This window comes from Nocardia ninae NBRC 108245, from assembly GCF_007990755.1.
GTDB classification, from domain to species: domain Bacteria; phylum Actinomycetota; class Actinomycetes; order Mycobacteriales; family Mycobacteriaceae; genus Nocardia; species Nocardia ninae.
The window spans coordinates 1-16,278 of sequence record NZ_BJXA01000050.1 but is presented as its reverse complement, the minus strand read 5'-3'; the positions used below and the strand labels follow the sequence as shown (position 1 = coordinate 16,278).

Genomic DNA, 16,278 nt, shown 5'->3' with positions numbered 1-16,278 from the left:
TAGCAGGGGGTTCAGCTGAGCATTGTCAGGAGCCGCTCGTGCACTACGTCCCGGACCGCGGGGGCGAGATCGGGCTTTTCGGCGAGGAGTTCGAGCATGCGCAGGATTTGCAGGGCTTCGATGCGCAGGGGCAGGTCGGGGTCCGTGGGGTCGAAGCCCGCGCTCTCCAGGAAGTCGGGCCAGGCGGTGGGGAGGGAGTCCGCGAGGCTGACCGACCAGGCCCACCAGGCGGGGTCGAAGAGGGGGTCGGCGAGGCGGATGGACTCGAAATCGAGCAGACCGGTGATGGTTTCGCCGTCGGTGAGGATGTTGACGGGGGTGAAATCGCCGTGCGCGAGGACGGTGGGGCGGTCGGCGAAGAGGGTGGGCAGGGATTTCAGGGTCCGGTCGAAGTTGGCTCGGTGCGCCGGGCCGAGTTTCAGGGGTGCGACCCAGCCGGTCGCGCTTTCGACCAGGCGGGTGGGACTGGCCCAGAGGTCGTCGAGTTGCAGACCCGCGGTCGGCAGACGGCGGAACGCGGCGAGCAGGGTACCCATCTCGCGGGCGAGAGCGGCGAACCGCGGGCTGTCGAGGTCGAGTTCGCCGCTGGCTGGGACCGGGACGCCGGGCAGGGCGTCGAAGACGATCCAGGCCGGGTCGGCGTCGAGGTCGAAGCGGCGGATGCGCGGAATGGTGATGCCGCGTTTGGCGGCGGGCTCCAGCAGGGTGTGCATCACCCGCAGGCGGCGTTCGGCGTCGTCGGGGTTGCGGTAGCGCTGCAGCACCATCCGGTCGCCGTCGGCGAGGGTGAGCAGGTCGGTGCGGTTCTGGAACCCCCATTCGGCGGGCGCGCTACCGGCAATCGGCTGGCCGAGGGTCTGCTCGAGCCCGCCGTACTCCGCACTGTCCATACGGCAGACCCTAAGGCACGCACGGACTGTTGCGCGCCGATCGGGTCAGCACATTCAGCGCGGCGCGTTCAACGCCGCGTGCAGCGTCGCCGCCCACTGCTGGACGATCTGCTTGCGACGCGCGGAGTCATCGGTGAGCACGTCGGCCAGGCCGAGACCGCGGGCCAGGTCGAGGGTGGCCTGAACCAGGTGATGGGTGACCGGATCGGCGTCGTCGACACCGAGCGCCTCCACCGCGCGCCGGTGCGAGACCCGCCCGAATTTGGCTTCCAACGGGACAATTCGCTCACGCAGCGCCGGATCGGCGGCCGCGTGTGTCCAGACCTGTAGCGCCGCTTTGAACAGCGGGCTGGTGTAGGACTCGACCAGGCCGGCCACCACGGCCTCGGTGCGGCCGACCCCGTCGGCCAAGGCGGCGACCGCGATCGCCTCGTCCTTGGCCTGCTGGGTCCGGCTGTCGAACATGTACTCGAGCGCGGCGGTGATCAGGTCTTCCCTGGTCGGGAAGTGATGCTGCGCCGCGCCCCTGGACACCCCGGCCCGCTCGGCGACGACCGCGACCGTCGCTGCCGCCCAGCCGGTTTCGGCCAGGCAGTCGATGGTCGCCTCCAACAGGCGCTGCCGGGTGGCTCGGCTGCGGTCCTGCTTGGGTTCGTGGGGTGTCGCCATGGGGCTATTCTGCCCAGCTCGGCGGACGGCGCTGCAGGAAGGCCGCCATGCCCTCGTGCACCTCGGCGGTGCCGAAGAAGCTCGCCGAGCGCTTCGCCAGCTCGTCGGCCGAGGCATCGAACTCGGCCAGCATGGCCGCGTTCACCAGTCGCTTGCTCTCGGCCAGCCCCTGCGGCGAGCCCTTGCGCAGCTCCGCGCGCAGCCGCGCCACCTCGGCCACCGGGTCGGTAGCACTCGCGGTGATCAGCCCGATCTGTTCGGCGGTGTCGGCGCCGAACTTCTCGCCGGTCAGGAAGTACCTACCGGCCGCACGCGAGGTGAGCCGCGGCAGCAGGGTCAGCGAGATCATGAACGGGGCCAGCCCGATTCGCACCTCGGTGAGGGCGAAACTGCTGGTCGGACCGGCCACCGCGATATCGCAGGCCGCGACGATGCCCATGCCGCCTGCGCGCACGTTGCCGTCGATCTGGGCGATCAACGGCTTCGGGGTGGCGAGGAGGCGGCGCAGCACACCGATCATGGTGCGGGTGCGGTCGTCGGCCGCCACCGCGGGGTCGGCATTGCTCGCCTCGGTGAGGTCGGCGCCCGCGCAGAAGGTGTTGCCGGTGTGCGCGAGCACGATGCCCCGGACCGCGTCGTCGGCGGCCGCGTCGTCGAGTCCCTGCAGGAGTTCGGCAACGAGCTTGGACGACAACGCGTTCCGGTTGTGCGGCGAATCGAGGGTGAGCGTCGCGAAGCCGTCCGCGACGTCATAGCGGACGAACGGACCGGTCACGGTCTCGGTCATGTGGGAAGGCCTCTCAGTAGGACTTCGGCAGGCCCAGCGAGTACTGGGCGACGAAGTTCAGCACCATTTCGCGGCTGACCGGGGCGATCCGGCCGATCCGCGCAGCGGCCAGCATGGCGGCCAGGCCGTACTCCTTGGTGAGACCGGCGCCGCCGTGGGTCTGGATGGCCTGGTCGAGTGCCTTGATACTCGCCTCGGCCGCAGCGTATTTCGCCATGTTGGCCGCCTCAGCGGCACCCATCTCGTCGCCGGTGTCGTAGAGCGTCGCCGCCTTGCGCATCATCAGCTTCGCCAGCTCCAGCTCGATCTTCACCTGGGCCAGCGGATGCGAAATGCCTTGGTGCGCACCGATCGGCGTCTTCCACACGGTGCGTTCCTTGGCGTACTCCACGGCGCGGTCGATGGCGTAGCGGCCGAGGCCGATGGCCATCGCGGCGCCCATCACCCGCTCCGGGTTCAGACCGGCGAACAGCTGCATCAGTGCGGCGTCCTCCTTGCCGACCAGCGCGCTGCCGGGCAGGCGAACATCATCGAGGAACAGCGTGAACTGGTGGTCCGGCTCGATGATGTCCATTTCCTGCGGCGTCTTGTGGAAACCCTCGGCATCGGTCGGCACGATGAACAAGGCGGGCTTGAGTTTGCCCGTCTTGTGATCCTCGGTGCGCGACACGATGAGCACGGCCTCGGCCTGGTCAACGCCGGAGATGAAGATCTTGCGCCCGTTGAGGATCCAGTCGTCCCCGTCGCGACGCGCGGTGGTGGTGATCTGGTGCGAGTTGGAGCCCGCGTCCGGCTCGGTGATGCCGAAGACCATCTTGGCCGAGCCGTCGCCGAGCTTGGGCAGCCACTGCTGCTTCTGCTCGTCGGTGCCGTACTTGGTGATGATGGTGCCGCAGATGGCCGGGGAGACGACCATGAGCAGCAGGCCTGCGCCCTGGGCGGAGAGTTCCTCCATGACCAGCGCCAGCTCGTACAGGCCTGCCCCGCCGCCGCCGTACTCCTCGGGGAGGTTCACGCCGAGGAAGCCGAGTTTGCCTGCCTCGTCCCACAGTTCGGTCAGCGGCTCGTTGGCGCGGGCTTTCGGCAGTACGTAGTCGCGGTAGTTGTACTTCGCGGCAAGCGCGGCGACCGCAGCCCGTAAAGCGGTCTGTTCTTCAGTCTCGATGAAACTCATGCCTGCACCTCGCTGACGCTCGGTTCCGGCATGTGCTTCGCACGCTGGCACATGATTCGTTCGCTTCGCTCTCTCATTTGCTCTCCTGGGATTCCGTGCCCTCGGCAGGGTCGACGACGGCGAGTACGGCACCGACTTCGACCTGCTGGCCGACGGTGACATTGACGGCGCTGAGCACACCGGCGGCGGGCGCGGCGATGGTGTGCTCCATCTTCATCGCCTCCAACCACAGAATGGGCTGGCCCTGTTCGACGTGGCTGCCGACCTCGGCACCGAGCCGGATCACGCTGCCCGGCATGGGTGCCAGCAGTGAGCCGGTGGCCACCTGGTCGGCGGGATCGCTGAAACGCGGCAGTCTGCGCACGCTGACCGGCCCGAGCGGGGAGTCGACGCACACCAGATCGCCGTAGCGGGCGACGGCGAAGTGCCTTCGCACCACACCTTTTTCGCCGGGAACGGCGAGAACGACGCGATCCGGTGTCGTTTCGACGAGCTCGAGTCCGTCGAAACCGTCCACCGAGACGACACCGCGGGTGTAGCGGTAGCCGATGTCGTGTGTCCCGCTGGTGCGGCTCTCGAACAGCTTGTGCGTGGACTGGGACGGCAGGTTCCGCCAGCCACTGGGCAGCCCGCCGCCGACCCGGGCGGTGCGGCGATTGGCCGCGGCATCGGCCAGCGCGGCAGCCACGATGGACAACGCCTCGTCGGACTCCGACACCAAAGGTGCTGACAGCGTGTCGAGTCCGTGCGTGCCGAAGAACGCGGTGTCGGTATCACCCGCGAGGAAGGCGGGGTGCCGCAGCACCCGCACCAGCAGGTCGCGGTTGGTCACCAGACCGTGAATCTTTGCCCGATGCAAGGCGTTGGCCAGCAATCGCGCCGCCTCGCTGCGGGTTTCGGCATAGGAGATGACCTTGGCGAGCATCGGGTCGTAGTGCACGCCGACCACCGACCCGTCCACCACGCCGCTGTCCAAGCGCACGCCCGGCCGGTCCAGCAGCCCGAATTCCGTTGCCACCGAGGGGATGTCGATGTGGTGCACGGTGCCGCTCTGCGGCTGCCAATCATGCGCCGGGTCCTCGGCGTAGAGCCGGACCTCGATCGAATGCCCGTACATCGCAGGGGGTTCGGCGGACAGTGCCGCCCCGGCGGCCACCTCTAGTTGCAGGCGAACCAGATCCAGGCCGGTGGTGCATTCGGTGACCGGATGTTCCACCTGGAGGCGGGTATTCATCTCCAGGAAGAAAAAGTCGCCGCGCTCGTCGGCCAGGAACTCCACGGTGCCCGCACCGGTGTAGCCGATGGCACCCGCAGCCAGCCGAGCCGCCTCGAACAACCGGTCGCGCATCCCGTCGACCCGCTCGACGAGCGGCGACGGCGCCTCCTCGATCACCTTCTGATGCCTACGCTGAATGGAGCATTCGCGCTCGCCGACCGCCCAGATAGTGCCGTGCGTGTCGGCCATCACCTGCACCTCGATGTGGCGGCCGGTCTCCAGGTACCGCTCGCAGAACACCGTGGGATCGCCGAAGGCCGACGCCGCCTCGCGCCGCGCCGCCTCGATCTGCGGCTCGAGGTCGCCGAGGCTGCGCACCACGCGCATGCCGCGACCACCACCACCGGCCGACGCCTTGATCAGGACCGGCAGGTGCGCCTCGGTGACCTCGGCCGGGTCGAGCTCGGCCAGCACGGGCACACCGGCGGCGTCCATCATCTTCTTCGAGGCGACCTTGGACCCCATCTGCTCGATGGCCTCGACCGGCGGCCCGATCCACACCAGCCCGGCGGCGAGCACCGCCTTGGCGAAATCGGCGTTCTCGGAAAGGAATCCGTAACCGGGGTGGATCGCGTCCGCACCGGCGGCCAGCGCCGCCTCGATGATCAGCTCGCCGCGCAGATAGGTCTGCGCGGGCGTATTGCCCGGAAGCAGCACTGCCGCATCGGCTTCTGTGACGTGTGGAGCCGCGGCATCGGCGTCGGAGTAGACCGCTACGGTGCCCAGACCCATCCGACGGCAGGTGGCGAACACCCGGCGGGCGATCTCGCCACGATTGGCAACCAGAACAGTGTTGATCAGCCGGCCGCCGGCGCCCATGGAATCGCTGCGCGATGTTGTCATGGTCCCCCTCACATTCGGAAGACGCCGAAGCCATCGGCGCCCTTGATCGGGGCATTGTGAATGGCCGACAAGGACATTCCCAATACCGTTCGGGTATCGCGCGGATCGATGACGCCGTCGTCGAACAGGCGCCCGGACATGAACATGGCCAGCGACTCGGCCTCGATCTGCGCCTCGATCATGGCGCGCATCCCGGCGTCGGCCTCCTCGTTGAACGGCATGCCCTTGGCCTCGGCGGCCGCCCGGCCGACGATCGAGATGACACCCGCCAGCTGCGCACCGCCCATGACGGCGGATTTCGCGCTGGGCCAGGCGTAGACGAAGCGCGGGTCGAAGGCGCGCCCGCACATGCCGTAGTGCCCGGCACCGTAGGAGGCGCCCATCAGCACCGAAATGTGCGGCACCTTCGAGTTGGAGACCGCGTTGATCATCATCGCGCCGTGCTTGATAATGCCGCGCTGCTCGTACTCCTTGCCGACCATGTAGCCGGTGGTGTTGTGCAGGAACAGCAATGGGGTGTCGGTTTTGTTGGCCAGCTGGATGAATTGGGTCGCCTTCTGCGACTCCTCGGAGAAGAGCACGCCGCGCGCGTTGGCCAGGATGCCGATCGGATACCCGTGCAGCTCAGCCCATCCGGTGACCAGGCTGCCGCCGTACAGCGGCTTGAACTCATCGAAGTCGGAGCCGTCGACGATGCGCGCGATCACCTCACGCGGGTCGAACGGGATCTTCAGGTCGGTGGGGACGATGCCGAGCAGGTCCTCGGGGTCGTAGAGCGGCTCGATCACCTCGGTGCGCGGCGCGGGCCCCTGCTTGCGCCAGTTGAGCCGCCGGACGATGGAACGGCCGATGCGGATCGCGTCCTGCTCATCGACCGCGTAATAGTCGGCCAGGCCCGAAACGCGGGCGTGCATGTCGGCGCCGCCGAGCGATTCGTCGTCGGACTCCTCGCCGGTAGCCATCTTGACCAGCGGCGGGCCACCGAGGAAGACCTTGGAGCGCTCCTTGATCATCACCACGTGATCGGACATGCCGGGGATGTAGGCGCCGCCAGCGGTCGAGTTGCCGAAGACCAGAGCGATGGTCGGGATACCCGCGGCCGAGGCCTGGGTGAGGTCGCGGAACATCCGGCCGCCGGGGACGAAGACTTCCTTCTGCGTCGGCAGATCCGCGCCGCCGGACTCGACCAGGGAGATCACCGGCAGCCGGTTCTCCCGAACGATGTCGTTGATGCGCAACGTCTTTCGCAGCGTCCACGGGTTCGAGGTGCCGCCGCGCACGGTCGGGTCGGGCGCGACGATCATGCATTCGACGCCCTCGACAATGCCGATGCCCGCGATAGTGCTTGCGCCGACGTGGAATTCGCTGCCCCAGCCCGCCAACGGGCACAGCTCCAGGAACGGCGAGTCCTCGTCGATGAGCAGTTCGACGCGTTCGCGCGCGGTCAGCTTGCCGCGCTTGCGATGCCTGGCCAGCTTGTCCGGGCCGCCACCGGCGATCGCCTTGGCGAACTCGCCCTCGACCTCAGTCAGCTTGGCCGCCATGGCTTCCGCCGCCGCGGCGTACTCCGGCGACGCGGTGTCCAGCGTGCTGCGCAGTGTCGTCATGACTGGTACCCCAATCGTTTGGCGGCGAGGCCGGTGAGGATCTCGGTGGTGCCACCGCCGATGCCGAGGATGCGCATGTCGCGGTACTGGCGCTCCACCTCGGATTCGCGCATGTAGCCCAGCCCGCCGAACAGCTGGACGGCCTGGTTGGCCACCCACTCGCCCGCTTCGACGGCGGTGTTCTTGGCGAAGCACACCTCGGCGATCAGGTCGGTCTCGCCGTTCGCGCTGCGCTGCGCCACGTCTCGGGTGTACACCCGGGCCACGTCGATGCGGCGGGCCATCTCGGTGACCGTGTTCTGCACGGCCTGCCTGCTGATCAGCGGGCGGCCGAAGGTTTCCCGGCTGCGTACCCACTCCAGGGTCAGGTCGAGACAGCGCTGCGCACTCGAATACGCCTGCACCGCAAGGCCGACGCGCTCGCTGACGAACGCGCCCGCGATCTGGAAGAAGCCGGAGTTCTCCGGGCCGACCAGGTTTTCCGCGGGCACCCGCACGTCCACGTAGGACAGTTCGGCGGTGTCGGAGGCGCGCCAGCCCATCTTGTCCAGCTTGCGGCTGACCGTGAAGCCCGGCGTGCCCTTCTCCACCACCAGCAGCGAGATCCCGCCGGAGCCAGGGCCACCCGTGCGCACCGCGGTGACCACGTAGTCGGCGCGGCAGGCCGAGGTGATGAAGGTCTTGGCGCCGTTGACGATGTAGTGGTCGCCGTCGCGGCGTGCGGTGGTGGTGAGATGCCCGACGTCGGAGCCGCCGCCGGGTTCGGTGATGGCGAGCGAGCCGATCTTCTCCCCCGCCAGCGTCGGGCGCACCCAGCGCTCGATCTGCGCGGCGTTGCCCGAGGCGATCATGTGCGGGACCGCGATGCCACAGGTGAACAGCGAGGCGAACAAGCCGCCGGAGGCGCCGGCCTGGTGCATTTCCTCGCAGACGATCATCGCGTCGATGCCGTCACCGCCGGAACCGCCCACGGACTCGGGGAATTGGATGCCCAGCAGGCCGAGCGCACCGGCCTTCTTGTGGAGTTCGCGCGGGATCTCCCCCTCGCGCTCCCAATCATCCATATAGGGCAGGACTTCACGCTCGGCGAAACCCCTTACCGTGGCGCGCAATTCGCGCCGCTCAGGCGTATTCCACGGACTGACACTCATGACAACAGCTCCAATGGGATGTCGAGATGACGGGACCGCAACCATTCGCCGAGTCCCTTGGCCTGGGGGTCGAATCGAGCCTGGTAGGCGACACCCTGACCGAGTAGGCCTTCGATGATGAAGTTCACCGCCCGCAGGTTGGGCAGCATATGCCTGGTGACCGTCAGCGGGGCCGTTTCGGGCAGTAGCTCTTTGACGCGCTCGACGGTGAGCGTGTGCGCCAGCCAGCGCCACTGCTCGTCGGTGCGCACCCAGACACCGATATTGGCGTTGCCGCCCTTGTCACCGCTGCGGGCCAGCGCGATCGTGCCCAGCGGAGCACGCCGGGTTTCGCTGCTGGGCAACGGTTCCGGCAGTTCGGGCTCGGCAACGTCGGCCAACGTCAGCGTGTCGGAGGCAGGTGCGATATCGACGCGCGAGCCGTCCGGCAGCACCGCGATATGCGGCACCTCGGTGGCGGCGACAAACCCCGGCGTATACACACCGTAAGGAGAACCGTTGCCGGGCAACGTGGTAAAGCTGCAACCCGGGTAGCTGGCCAGCGCCAGTTCGACGGCCACGCTGGAGAACGCACGCCCGACCTTGTTCGGGTCCGGATCGCGCACCACGCAGCGCAGCAGCGCGCTGGCCTGCTCTTCGGTCTCGGCGTCCGGGCGATCCAGCCGCGCCAGTGTCCAGTCGAGTTCGGCGGGCCGGGTGGGCAACCAGGACTCCAATTGCCGTTGCGCCAGTGCGGCTTTCGCCTCGATGTCGAGGCCGGTGAGGATGAACTCCATCTCGTTGCGGAATCCGCCGAGCGTGTTCAGCGACACCTTCAACTGCTCCGGCGGGGCCTCGCCGACGACGCCACTGATCAGCACCCGATCGCGGCCGTCCTCGTCGAGGCGGATGGAGTCCAGTCGCGCGGTCACGTCGGGCCCGGCGTATCTCGGTCCCTGGATCTCGTACATCAGCTGCGCTTCGACGGTGTCGACGGTGACCGCGCCGCCGGTGCCGTCGTGCTTGGTGATGACGCTGCTGCCGTCCCTGCGGATTTCGGCGATCGGGAAGCCCGGTCTGCCCAGATCTTCGAGCTCGGTGAAGAACGCGTAGTTGCCGCCGGTGGCCTGGGTGCTGCATTCGATGACATGCCCCGCGACCACCGCGCCCGCGAGTGCGTCGTAATCGGTTCGGCTCCAACCGAAGTGGGCCGCGGCCGGGCCGACGATCACCGAGGCGTCGGTGACCCGGCCGGTGACCACGATGTCGGCGCCCGCGTTCAGGCATTCGACGATGCCCCAGGCGCCGAGGTAGGCGTTGGCGGTGAGCGGTGCGCCGAGGCCGAGTTCGCTTGCGCGCGCGAGCAGGTCGTCGCCTTCGACGTGCGCGATCTTCGCGTCCAGCCCGAGGTCGGCGGCCACCTTACGGAGGCGCTGGGCCAGGCCGGCCGGGTTGAGGCCGCCCGCGTTCGCGACGATCTGCACGTTGCGTTCCAGCGCGAGCCCGAGGCAGTCCTCGATCTGCTTCACGAAGGTCTTGGCGTAGCCGAGGCTCGGATCCTTCATCCGGTCGCGGCCGAGGATCAGCATGGTGAGCTCGGCGAGATAGTCGCCGGTGAGCACGTCGAGCTGCCCGCCCTCGAGCATCTCGCGCATGGCGCTCAGGCGGTCACCGTAGAAACCGGAACAGTTGCCGATCCGGAGCACATCCGGGTCGGCGGCCAGCACACTCATCAGTGGGAATGCCTCCTGTAACGGCGGACAGGGCACAACCGCGTGCCGCACCCATGAAGTCCGCGTTCCGGAGACCAGCATCACACCCGCGCCAGAAAAAAGCAAGCGCGCGTGCTTGTTAATGATCAGTGGTTCAGATCACGTCCGACCGCGCCGATCAAACCACTGACGCAACCCGCACGCGCGAGTTACGCAATCGCCGTTCGGAGACCAAAGGGGGCCGCGCACACGCAGTGCCGCAGACGCTGCAAAATCAACACAATGTCCTCCGACGTCACTGTGTTGATCCTGTTCGCGCTTGCCGGGTTTCTGCTCGGCGGCGTCTACTCCACCTGGAAAACGGCGCGGAAGCTGGCGATCGCGCTGGCGGTGCTCGCCGTGCTGGCGATCGCGGGCGGCATCGCCTGGTGGATCGGCGGCTGACTCAGTTCTCGGACAGCTTGAAGATGCGCAGGTCCTCGGGGACCCCGCTGAGCGGCGCGGCAAAGAAGCTGCGGCGGTACGGCTTCACCGTGTGACCCAGTTCGGCCAGGGTCTCCGGCTGCAGCGACTGCAGCGTCGCCTCGGACAGCATGGTGTTGCCGTTGCCGCCCGCCTCCATCACCCTGGCCGCGATGGTGACGTCCACGCCGAGCCAGTCGCCGCCGATCTCCCGCGGTGAGCCGGTGTGTAGTCCGATCCGCATCTGCGGGCGGTAGTCGCGCACCTTGACGTCGGTCAGGTTGCGCTTGGCATTGATCGCGGCGCGCACCGCCCGTTCGGCCGAGGGGAACACCGCCATCACGCCGTCGCCCATCCGCTTGACCACCTGACCGCCGCGCTCGGCGATCGGCGGCTCGATGGCCTTGGCGACCCGGCGCAGCAGCTCCAGCGTCGCCTCGTCACCCGCGGAGAGCGACCAGCTGGAGAAGGCCACCAGATCGGTGAACATGACAGTTACTTCCGCGTTACCTTTGCCGCGGCCGACACGTTCCAGCATCGCCTGCCAGACCTGCAAGGCGCCGAAACCGATTTCCCGAGCCGCACTCGGAGTGTCACCGACCAGTTTGTCCGCGGCACGAGCGACGGCGCGCGCACCACCGGGACCGGTCACCGACAGTGGATCGCCGAACGAGGGATCACCTGGCAGCTGCTCCCGCGCCTTGCGGAGCACACCGATGAAGTCCGACCGATTGTTCGCCACGTTCATCAACGCCGAGAGCTGACCTTTATGCAGCCCAGCACGGGAACGACGGATCGGACCGTCCTCGTCTGCGGGCACCAGCGGGATGACGACCTCGGGCGGACGGCCGTGCTCGTCCTCCGGCTCCGACCCGGGCGCAGCACCGCCGGGAGGTGTTTCGCTCACGCCCAGAGGGTATCTCAGCCGACCTGTCGTCGGCGGATCGCTGATCATGGCCACCTGCTACCTCCCGACGGACTGAGCGGGCACGACATTGGGGCCGCCGATGGATAACGAGCTGGTTGCTGACTCGAACTCTACTCGCGGTTTCGGCATGGTTGAAGCGACGTGTTTCACAGTTTTTGCGATGTTCACATGGGCCATTGACCAGTAATAATGCGGCCTCGCGCATCCGCGCTCGCAAGCGCTCCAAGCGGCCCTTTCCCTAACGCCATCGGCCCGGTGCGAAGGAATCGCACCGGGCCGATGTCACACCGTCCGCCGGGCAGTGGCGGGGCGGTGACGGGGCGCGCGGACCTCCCGACAAGGTCGGCGCCCCAGACCCGAGTGGCGAGGGAAGGCGACTCGGGTGGCTTGTGCCGTCAGGCGTCGCGCTGGTTGACCATAACCAGCGCCGCACCGTAGACGATCGCGGTGAAGCCGATGAAGTAGAGCAGGCTGCCCCACGGACCCCAGTGCCAGTTGGCACCGGACTCGGAGACGCTGAGGAAGTGGCTCGCGTTCTGGAAGGGCAGGAAGGGGGTGACATTGCGGCCGAAGCTGCCGAAGGCGCCGAGCAGCGGCTCGATCAGCAAGGACCACAGCACGATCAGCGAGATCGCCGCCGCGGACTGGCGGACCAGCACGCCGACGCCGATGGCGACCGCGATCATCAGGAAGGCGTAGATCGGGATGCCGTAGACGGCCCGCCACTGCCCGTCCAAGGTCAGGTTCGCCGCGGGAGCGGACCCGCCGATGGCCTTGGCCACGCCGATGGCGACGAAGGCGAGGATGGTGGTGAGCACGGCACTGAAGGCACCGACGAGGACCGTCTTGGTCACCAGCACCTTGATGCGATTGGGCACCGCCTGGAACGTCGTCCGGATGACGCCGAACCGGTACTCGCTGGTCACGGTCAACGCCGCCATGATCATCAGCACCATCACGCCGAAGCCGACGACACCCGCCGTCGCGGTACTCACGTCGAGCACCGGGGTCCCCTCCGCGGGGTTGTCGCCCGCGGACTTGGTGACCAGCGCGAACAGCGCGGCGAGCCCGATGGCGAGCACCACGACGATGCCGGAGCACCACCAGGGCGACCTGGTCGAGGTGAGCTTGATTCGTTCTGCTGCCAGCACGCCCATCAGAGCGCACCTCCCATCGCCTGATCGAAGCCTTCGCCGTGGTACTGCACGGCGCCACCGGTCATCCGCATGAACGCCTCCTCCAGCGAAGCGCGTTGCGGCGCAAGCTCGAACAGCGTGATGTCGTTCGCGCCGGCCAGCTTGCCGACCGCGTCACTGGGCACACCCGCCACGACGAGCGCAGGCCCGTCCTGACCGCTGCCGTCTTCGCGGACCGTCATGCCGTTCGAGGTGAGCACGCTGCGCAACTGGTCGAGCTGCGGGCTGCGCACGCGCACCGACTGCTCGGAGGCGCGCTCGATGAATTCCTGGGTGGTGGTGTCGGAGATGAGCTGGCCACGGCCGATCACCACGAGGTGTTCGGCGGTCTGCGCCATCTCCGAGAGCAGGTGGCTGGAGACCAGGACGGTGCGTCCCTCGGCGGCCAACCGCTGCATGAAGCGGCGGATCCAGAGGATGCCTTCGGGGTCGAGGCCGTTGACCGGCTCGTCGAACAGCAGCACCTGCGGGTCGCCGAGCAGGGCGCCCGCCAGGCCGAGCCGCTGGGACATGCCCAGGGAGAAGCCACCCGCGGTCTTGCCCGCCACCTCGGACAGGCCGACCAGCCGCAGCACCTCCTCCACCCGGGACTTGGCGATGTCGTTGGACGCGGCCATCCACTCCAGGTGGGCGCGCGCCGAGCGATTCGGATGCACCCACTTGGCGTCGAGCAGCGCGCCGACGGTGCGTAGCGGATGGTCCAGTTCGCGGTATGGCTTGCCCAAGATGTGTGCGGTACCTGCGGTCGGCTTGTCCAGCCCCAGGATCATCCGCATCGTCGTCGACTTACCGGCTCCGTTCGGGCCCAGGAACCCCGTCACCTGTCCGGGTCGAACGGTGAAGGAAAGATCCTGAACCGCGACGGTCTGCCCGTAGTGCTTGGTCAGCCCTCTCAGCTCGATCATGACCACCAGCATTCCGGAAAATGCCGCGACGCGCGTCACTACAAAGTGTCGAGTTCGATCATCCTCGAGGATGACTGCACCCTGACTACCCCTGTTACGGCACCCTGACCCACCCCTGAGCAGGCAAGATCAGGTAGACGACCTGGTCAGAGCGAGGGAGACGACGCCTGCGCCCAGAACCGCTTGGGAATGCGACCCGCCTGGCGCGCCAGATAACCCGCACGCACCGCGGCCGCCATCGCCTCGGCCATCAACTCCGGTTGCCGGGCCCTGGTGACCGCGGTGGCCAGCAGCACGGCCGAGCAGCCGAGCTCCATGGCCAGGGCGGCGTCGCTGGCGGTGCCGATGCCCGCGTCCAGGATGACCGGGACCTTCGCCTCCGCGACGATCATCTCGATGTTGTGCGGATTGCCGATGCCGAGACCGGTGCCGATCGGCGAGCCCAGCGGCATCACCGCGACGCAGCCCGCGTCCTCCAGCCTGCGCGCGAGGATCGGGTCGTCGGTGGTGTAGGGCAGCACCACGAAGCCGTCGTCTACGAGTTGCTCTGCGGCGGTAACCAATTCGATCGGATCGGGCAGCAGGGTGCGCTCGTCGGCGACCACCTCCAGCTTCACCCAGTTGGTGTCGAGCGCCTCACGCGCCAGCTGCGCGGTGAGCACCGCCTCGGCCGCGGTGCGACAGCCCGCGGTATTGGGCAGCGGCGCGATGTTCAAGCGCTTCAACAGATCCAGCACGCCGGTGCCGCCCGCCGCGTCCACCCGGCGCATGGCGACGGTGGTGAGCTCGGTGCCGGAGGCGATGAGCGCCTCCTCGAGCACGGCGAGGTTGTCCGCGCCGCCGGTTCCCATGATGAGGCGGGAACCGAACTCGCGGTCCGCGATGCGCAGTGGGGCGTAAGCGCTCTCGACGTCAGCCACCCTGGACCGCCGTCAGTACCTCGATCTGCCAGCCGCGACCGACCGGCTCGTCCCAGCGGGACTTGGGGAACACCGCGCCGTCCACCGCGAGCGCGATGCCCTGCGACGGCAGCTCCAGCCGGGTGAGCAGCTCACGGACGGTGAGGGTTTCGGCGAACTCGTGATCTGTGCCGTTCACGGTGACGCCGATGGGTACGGATGTCGAAGTCATCGAACTCCTCCTGCGGATGACAAAGGGGACGGCTGGTGAGCCGTCGAAAAACGTTGCGGGTCGGCGGGTTCCGCCTCGGGCAACGGGGTATCGGCGAGCTGGGCGAGTACCGCGTCCACGGTAAGCGGCATGGTCAGCATGCCGTTGCGGCCGTGGCCGGTGGCCGCGATCACCCGGTCGCTCAGTCTACCGAGCAAGGGCAGGTTGTCCGGGGTGCCCGGGCGCGAACCCGCGCTCGCCTCGGCCAGCTCGTATTCGCCGATGCCAGGGAAGATGGCCTCGGCGTCGGCGATCAGGTCACGGACACCGGCGACGGTCACCGCGGTATCGAAACCTGCCTCGTATTGTGTTGCCCCGACCACGATTCCGTCGGGACGGGGAACGAGATACACCGACCGGCCGTGCACCCTCGCCCGGACGACGCGAAGCGGTGCGGGGGCAACGCCGGGACGATGGCGCAGGCGCAGGATCTCGCCCTTGATCGGACGGACCGGCAGTTCGGGCCACAGCCGCGCGGAGCTGGCGCCCGCGGCGAGTACGACCTGATCGTGGGTGAGTTCGTCGAGCGCCGTGACGGATTCGGCGCGGACCTGCACGCCGGCGGCCGCCGCGGCCTCGCGGAGCGCGGCGAGCAGGCGACGATTGTCGACGGCGGGCTCGGCGGACGCGTGCAGCCCGGCCCGCACCGTGCGTGCGAGATTCGGTTCCAGCGCGCGGACACCCGCGCGGTCCAGCACCTGGAGCTCGTGCCCGCGGCCACCGACCCACTCGGCGACCGTGCGCAGGTCCGCCGCGTCGGCCGCGTCCAGCGCGACGGTCAGTGTCGCGTCGGCCACCAGCACCGAGACGCCGGTGGCGGCTTCGACGCGGGTCGCGAACTCCGGCCAGCGGGCCAGCGAGGCGGCGCCGAACGCGAGCACCCGGTCCTCCCCCGGCCAGCCCTCGGACAACGGGGCGAGCATGCCGCCCGCCACCCACGACGCGCCGGATCCGACGGCGGGATCGAACAGGGTGACCGACCAGCCCGCCTCGGCGGCCCGCCAGGCCACACCGAGCCCGATGACGCCGCCACCTACGACGGCCAGCGTCCGCATCCGTTTCCACCTGCCTTTGGTCTCCGAGGGGCGGCGTGCTCGGGTCCCGTCCTGGTCGACCCGGCTACGGGCCCGCCGCTGTGGTCGATGTGTGGCGGGCGCGGGTCCCTTCGCAGGGACCGCCGCGACCGCCTCGTCGGCCCGGCGCTCGTGCCGCCGTTCGCATCCCCACGGTAGCGCGGCTACGGTCGAGGGCGTGCAACCCTCCCACCCCGCTCGACCCGCATCGCCCCGGGAGCGCTTGGCAACCGCTCGCCTCTATCTCTGTACCGACGCCAGACGGGACAAGGGCGATCTGGCCAAGTTCGCCGAAGCGGCCTTCGCAGGCGGGGTCGACATCATCCAGCTCAGGGACAAGGGTTCGCCCGGCGAAGCGAAGTTCGGCCCGCTGGAGGCGCGCGCCGAACTCGGCGCCCTCGCCGAACTGAAGGCCGCCGCGCGCAGGCACGGCGCGCTGGTCGCGGTGAACGACCG

The 16,278-nt window shown here is 68.5% G+C and carries 16 protein-coding genes; 2 read left to right on the top strand and 14 right to left on the bottom strand.

The genetic code is table 11. From position 1 onward, the window contains the following. Window positions 1-11: 11 nt before the first annotated feature. The 8 genes from NN4_RS28995 to NN4_RS28960 all read right to left on the bottom strand — a co-directional run bounded on the left by NN4_RS28995 (window position 12) and on the right by NN4_RS28960 (window position 10,109). Window positions 12-890, bottom strand: a complete 879-nt coding sequence (locus NN4_RS28995; protein WP_147138185.1) for a phosphotransferase family protein — start codon at window positions 888-890, stop codon at window positions 12-14. Window positions 891-944: 54 nt separating this feature from the next. Continuing rightward, entirely contained in the window at window positions 945-1,559 is a 615-nt protein-coding gene (locus tag NN4_RS28990; RefSeq protein ID WP_147138181.1) for a TetR/AcrR family transcriptional regulator, read from the bottom strand. 4 nt (window positions 1,560-1,563) lie between these two features. Then, window positions 1,564-2,346 (bottom strand): enoyl-CoA hydratase family protein, encoded by a 783-nt coding sequence (locus tag NN4_RS28985; protein ID WP_147138177.1) that lies wholly within the window; start codon window positions 2,344-2,346, stop codon window positions 1,564-1,566. Between the two features lie 13 nt (window positions 2,347-2,359). After that, window positions 2,360-3,520, bottom strand: a complete 1,161-nt coding sequence (locus NN4_RS28980) for an acyl-CoA dehydrogenase family protein (RefSeq protein WP_147138175.1) — start codon at window positions 3,518-3,520, stop codon at window positions 2,360-2,362. 73 nt (window positions 3,521-3,593) lie between these two features. Further along, a complete protein-coding gene (locus NN4_RS28975) occupies window positions 3,594-5,639 on the bottom strand; it encodes an acetyl/propionyl/methylcrotonyl-CoA carboxylase subunit alpha (RefSeq protein ID WP_246181142.1) in 2,046 nt (681 codons plus the stop codon). A gap of 8 nt (window positions 5,640-5,647) precedes the next feature. Continuing rightward, window positions 5,648-7,246, bottom strand: a complete 1,599-nt coding sequence (locus NN4_RS28970) for an acyl-CoA carboxylase subunit beta (RefSeq protein WP_147138172.1) — start codon at window positions 7,244-7,246, stop codon at window positions 5,648-5,650. Next, a complete protein-coding gene (locus tag NN4_RS28965; RefSeq protein ID WP_147138170.1) occupies window positions 7,243-8,397 on the bottom strand; it encodes an acyl-CoA dehydrogenase family protein in 1,155 nt (384 codons plus the stop codon). The genes NN4_RS28970 and NN4_RS28965 overlap by 4 nt, the downstream gene beginning before the upstream one ends. Next, window positions 8,394-10,109 carry an acyclic terpene utilization AtuA family protein gene (locus tag NN4_RS28960; RefSeq protein WP_147138167.1) on the bottom strand — a complete coding sequence of 572 codons (1,716 nt, stop codon included), beginning with the start codon at window positions 10,107-10,109 and terminating at the stop codon, window positions 8,394-8,396. Before NN4_RS28960 ends, NN4_RS28965 begins: the two co-directional genes overlap by 4 nt. A 261-nt stretch (window positions 10,110-10,370) precedes the next feature. Here NN4_RS28960 and NN4_RS45235 point away from each other — a divergent pair, with 261 nt between their 5' ends. Continuing rightward, complete coding sequence (locus NN4_RS45235) at window positions 10,371-10,532, top strand: CG2302 family histidine operon protein (protein ID WP_186818682.1); 162 nt, start codon at window positions 10,371-10,373, stop codon at window positions 10,530-10,532. A 1-nt stretch (window position 10,533) separates the two neighbouring features. Here NN4_RS45235 and NN4_RS28955 read toward each other — a convergent pair whose 3' ends face one another. The 6 genes from NN4_RS28955 to thiO form a co-directional block, all read right to left on the bottom strand. Continuing rightward, window positions 10,534-11,298 (bottom strand): adenylate/guanylate cyclase domain-containing protein, encoded by a 765-nt coding sequence (locus NN4_RS28955; RefSeq protein ID WP_147138305.1) that lies wholly within the window; start codon window positions 11,296-11,298, stop codon window positions 10,534-10,536. Window positions 11,299-11,873: 575 nt separating this feature from the next. Next, window positions 11,874-12,635: an ABC transporter permease gene (locus NN4_RS28950; protein WP_147138164.1), complete on the bottom strand. Its 762-nt coding sequence runs from the start codon at window positions 12,633-12,635 to the stop codon at window positions 11,874-11,876. After that, window positions 12,635-13,579, bottom strand: a complete 945-nt coding sequence (locus NN4_RS28945) for an ABC transporter ATP-binding protein (RefSeq protein ID WP_147138160.1) — start codon at window positions 13,577-13,579, stop codon at window positions 12,635-12,637. The genes NN4_RS28950 and NN4_RS28945 overlap by 1 nt, the downstream gene beginning before the upstream one ends. A 146-nt stretch (window positions 13,580-13,725) precedes the next feature. Beyond that, window positions 13,726-14,499, bottom strand: a complete 774-nt coding sequence (locus tag NN4_RS28940; RefSeq protein ID WP_107659752.1) for a thiazole synthase — start codon at window positions 14,497-14,499, stop codon at window positions 13,726-13,728. Next, entirely contained in the window at window positions 14,492-14,710 is a 219-nt protein-coding gene (gene thiS / locus NN4_RS28935; protein WP_107659753.1) for a sulfur carrier protein ThiS, read from the bottom strand. The genes NN4_RS28940 and thiS overlap by 8 nt, the downstream gene beginning before the upstream one ends. Then, window positions 14,707-15,804 carry a glycine oxidase ThiO gene (gene thiO / locus NN4_RS28930; RefSeq protein ID WP_147138157.1) on the bottom strand — a complete coding sequence of 366 codons (1,098 nt, stop codon included), beginning with the start codon at window positions 15,802-15,804 and terminating at the stop codon, window positions 14,707-14,709. The genes thiS and thiO overlap by 4 nt, the downstream gene beginning before the upstream one ends. A gap of 196 nt (window positions 15,805-16,000) precedes the next feature. On the opposite strand from thiO, the gene NN4_RS28925 reads away from it, so the two are divergent. Then, the coding region (locus NN4_RS28925; protein ID WP_186818680.1) for a thiamine phosphate synthase at window positions 16,001-16,278 on the top strand (278 nt) is incomplete at its 3' end.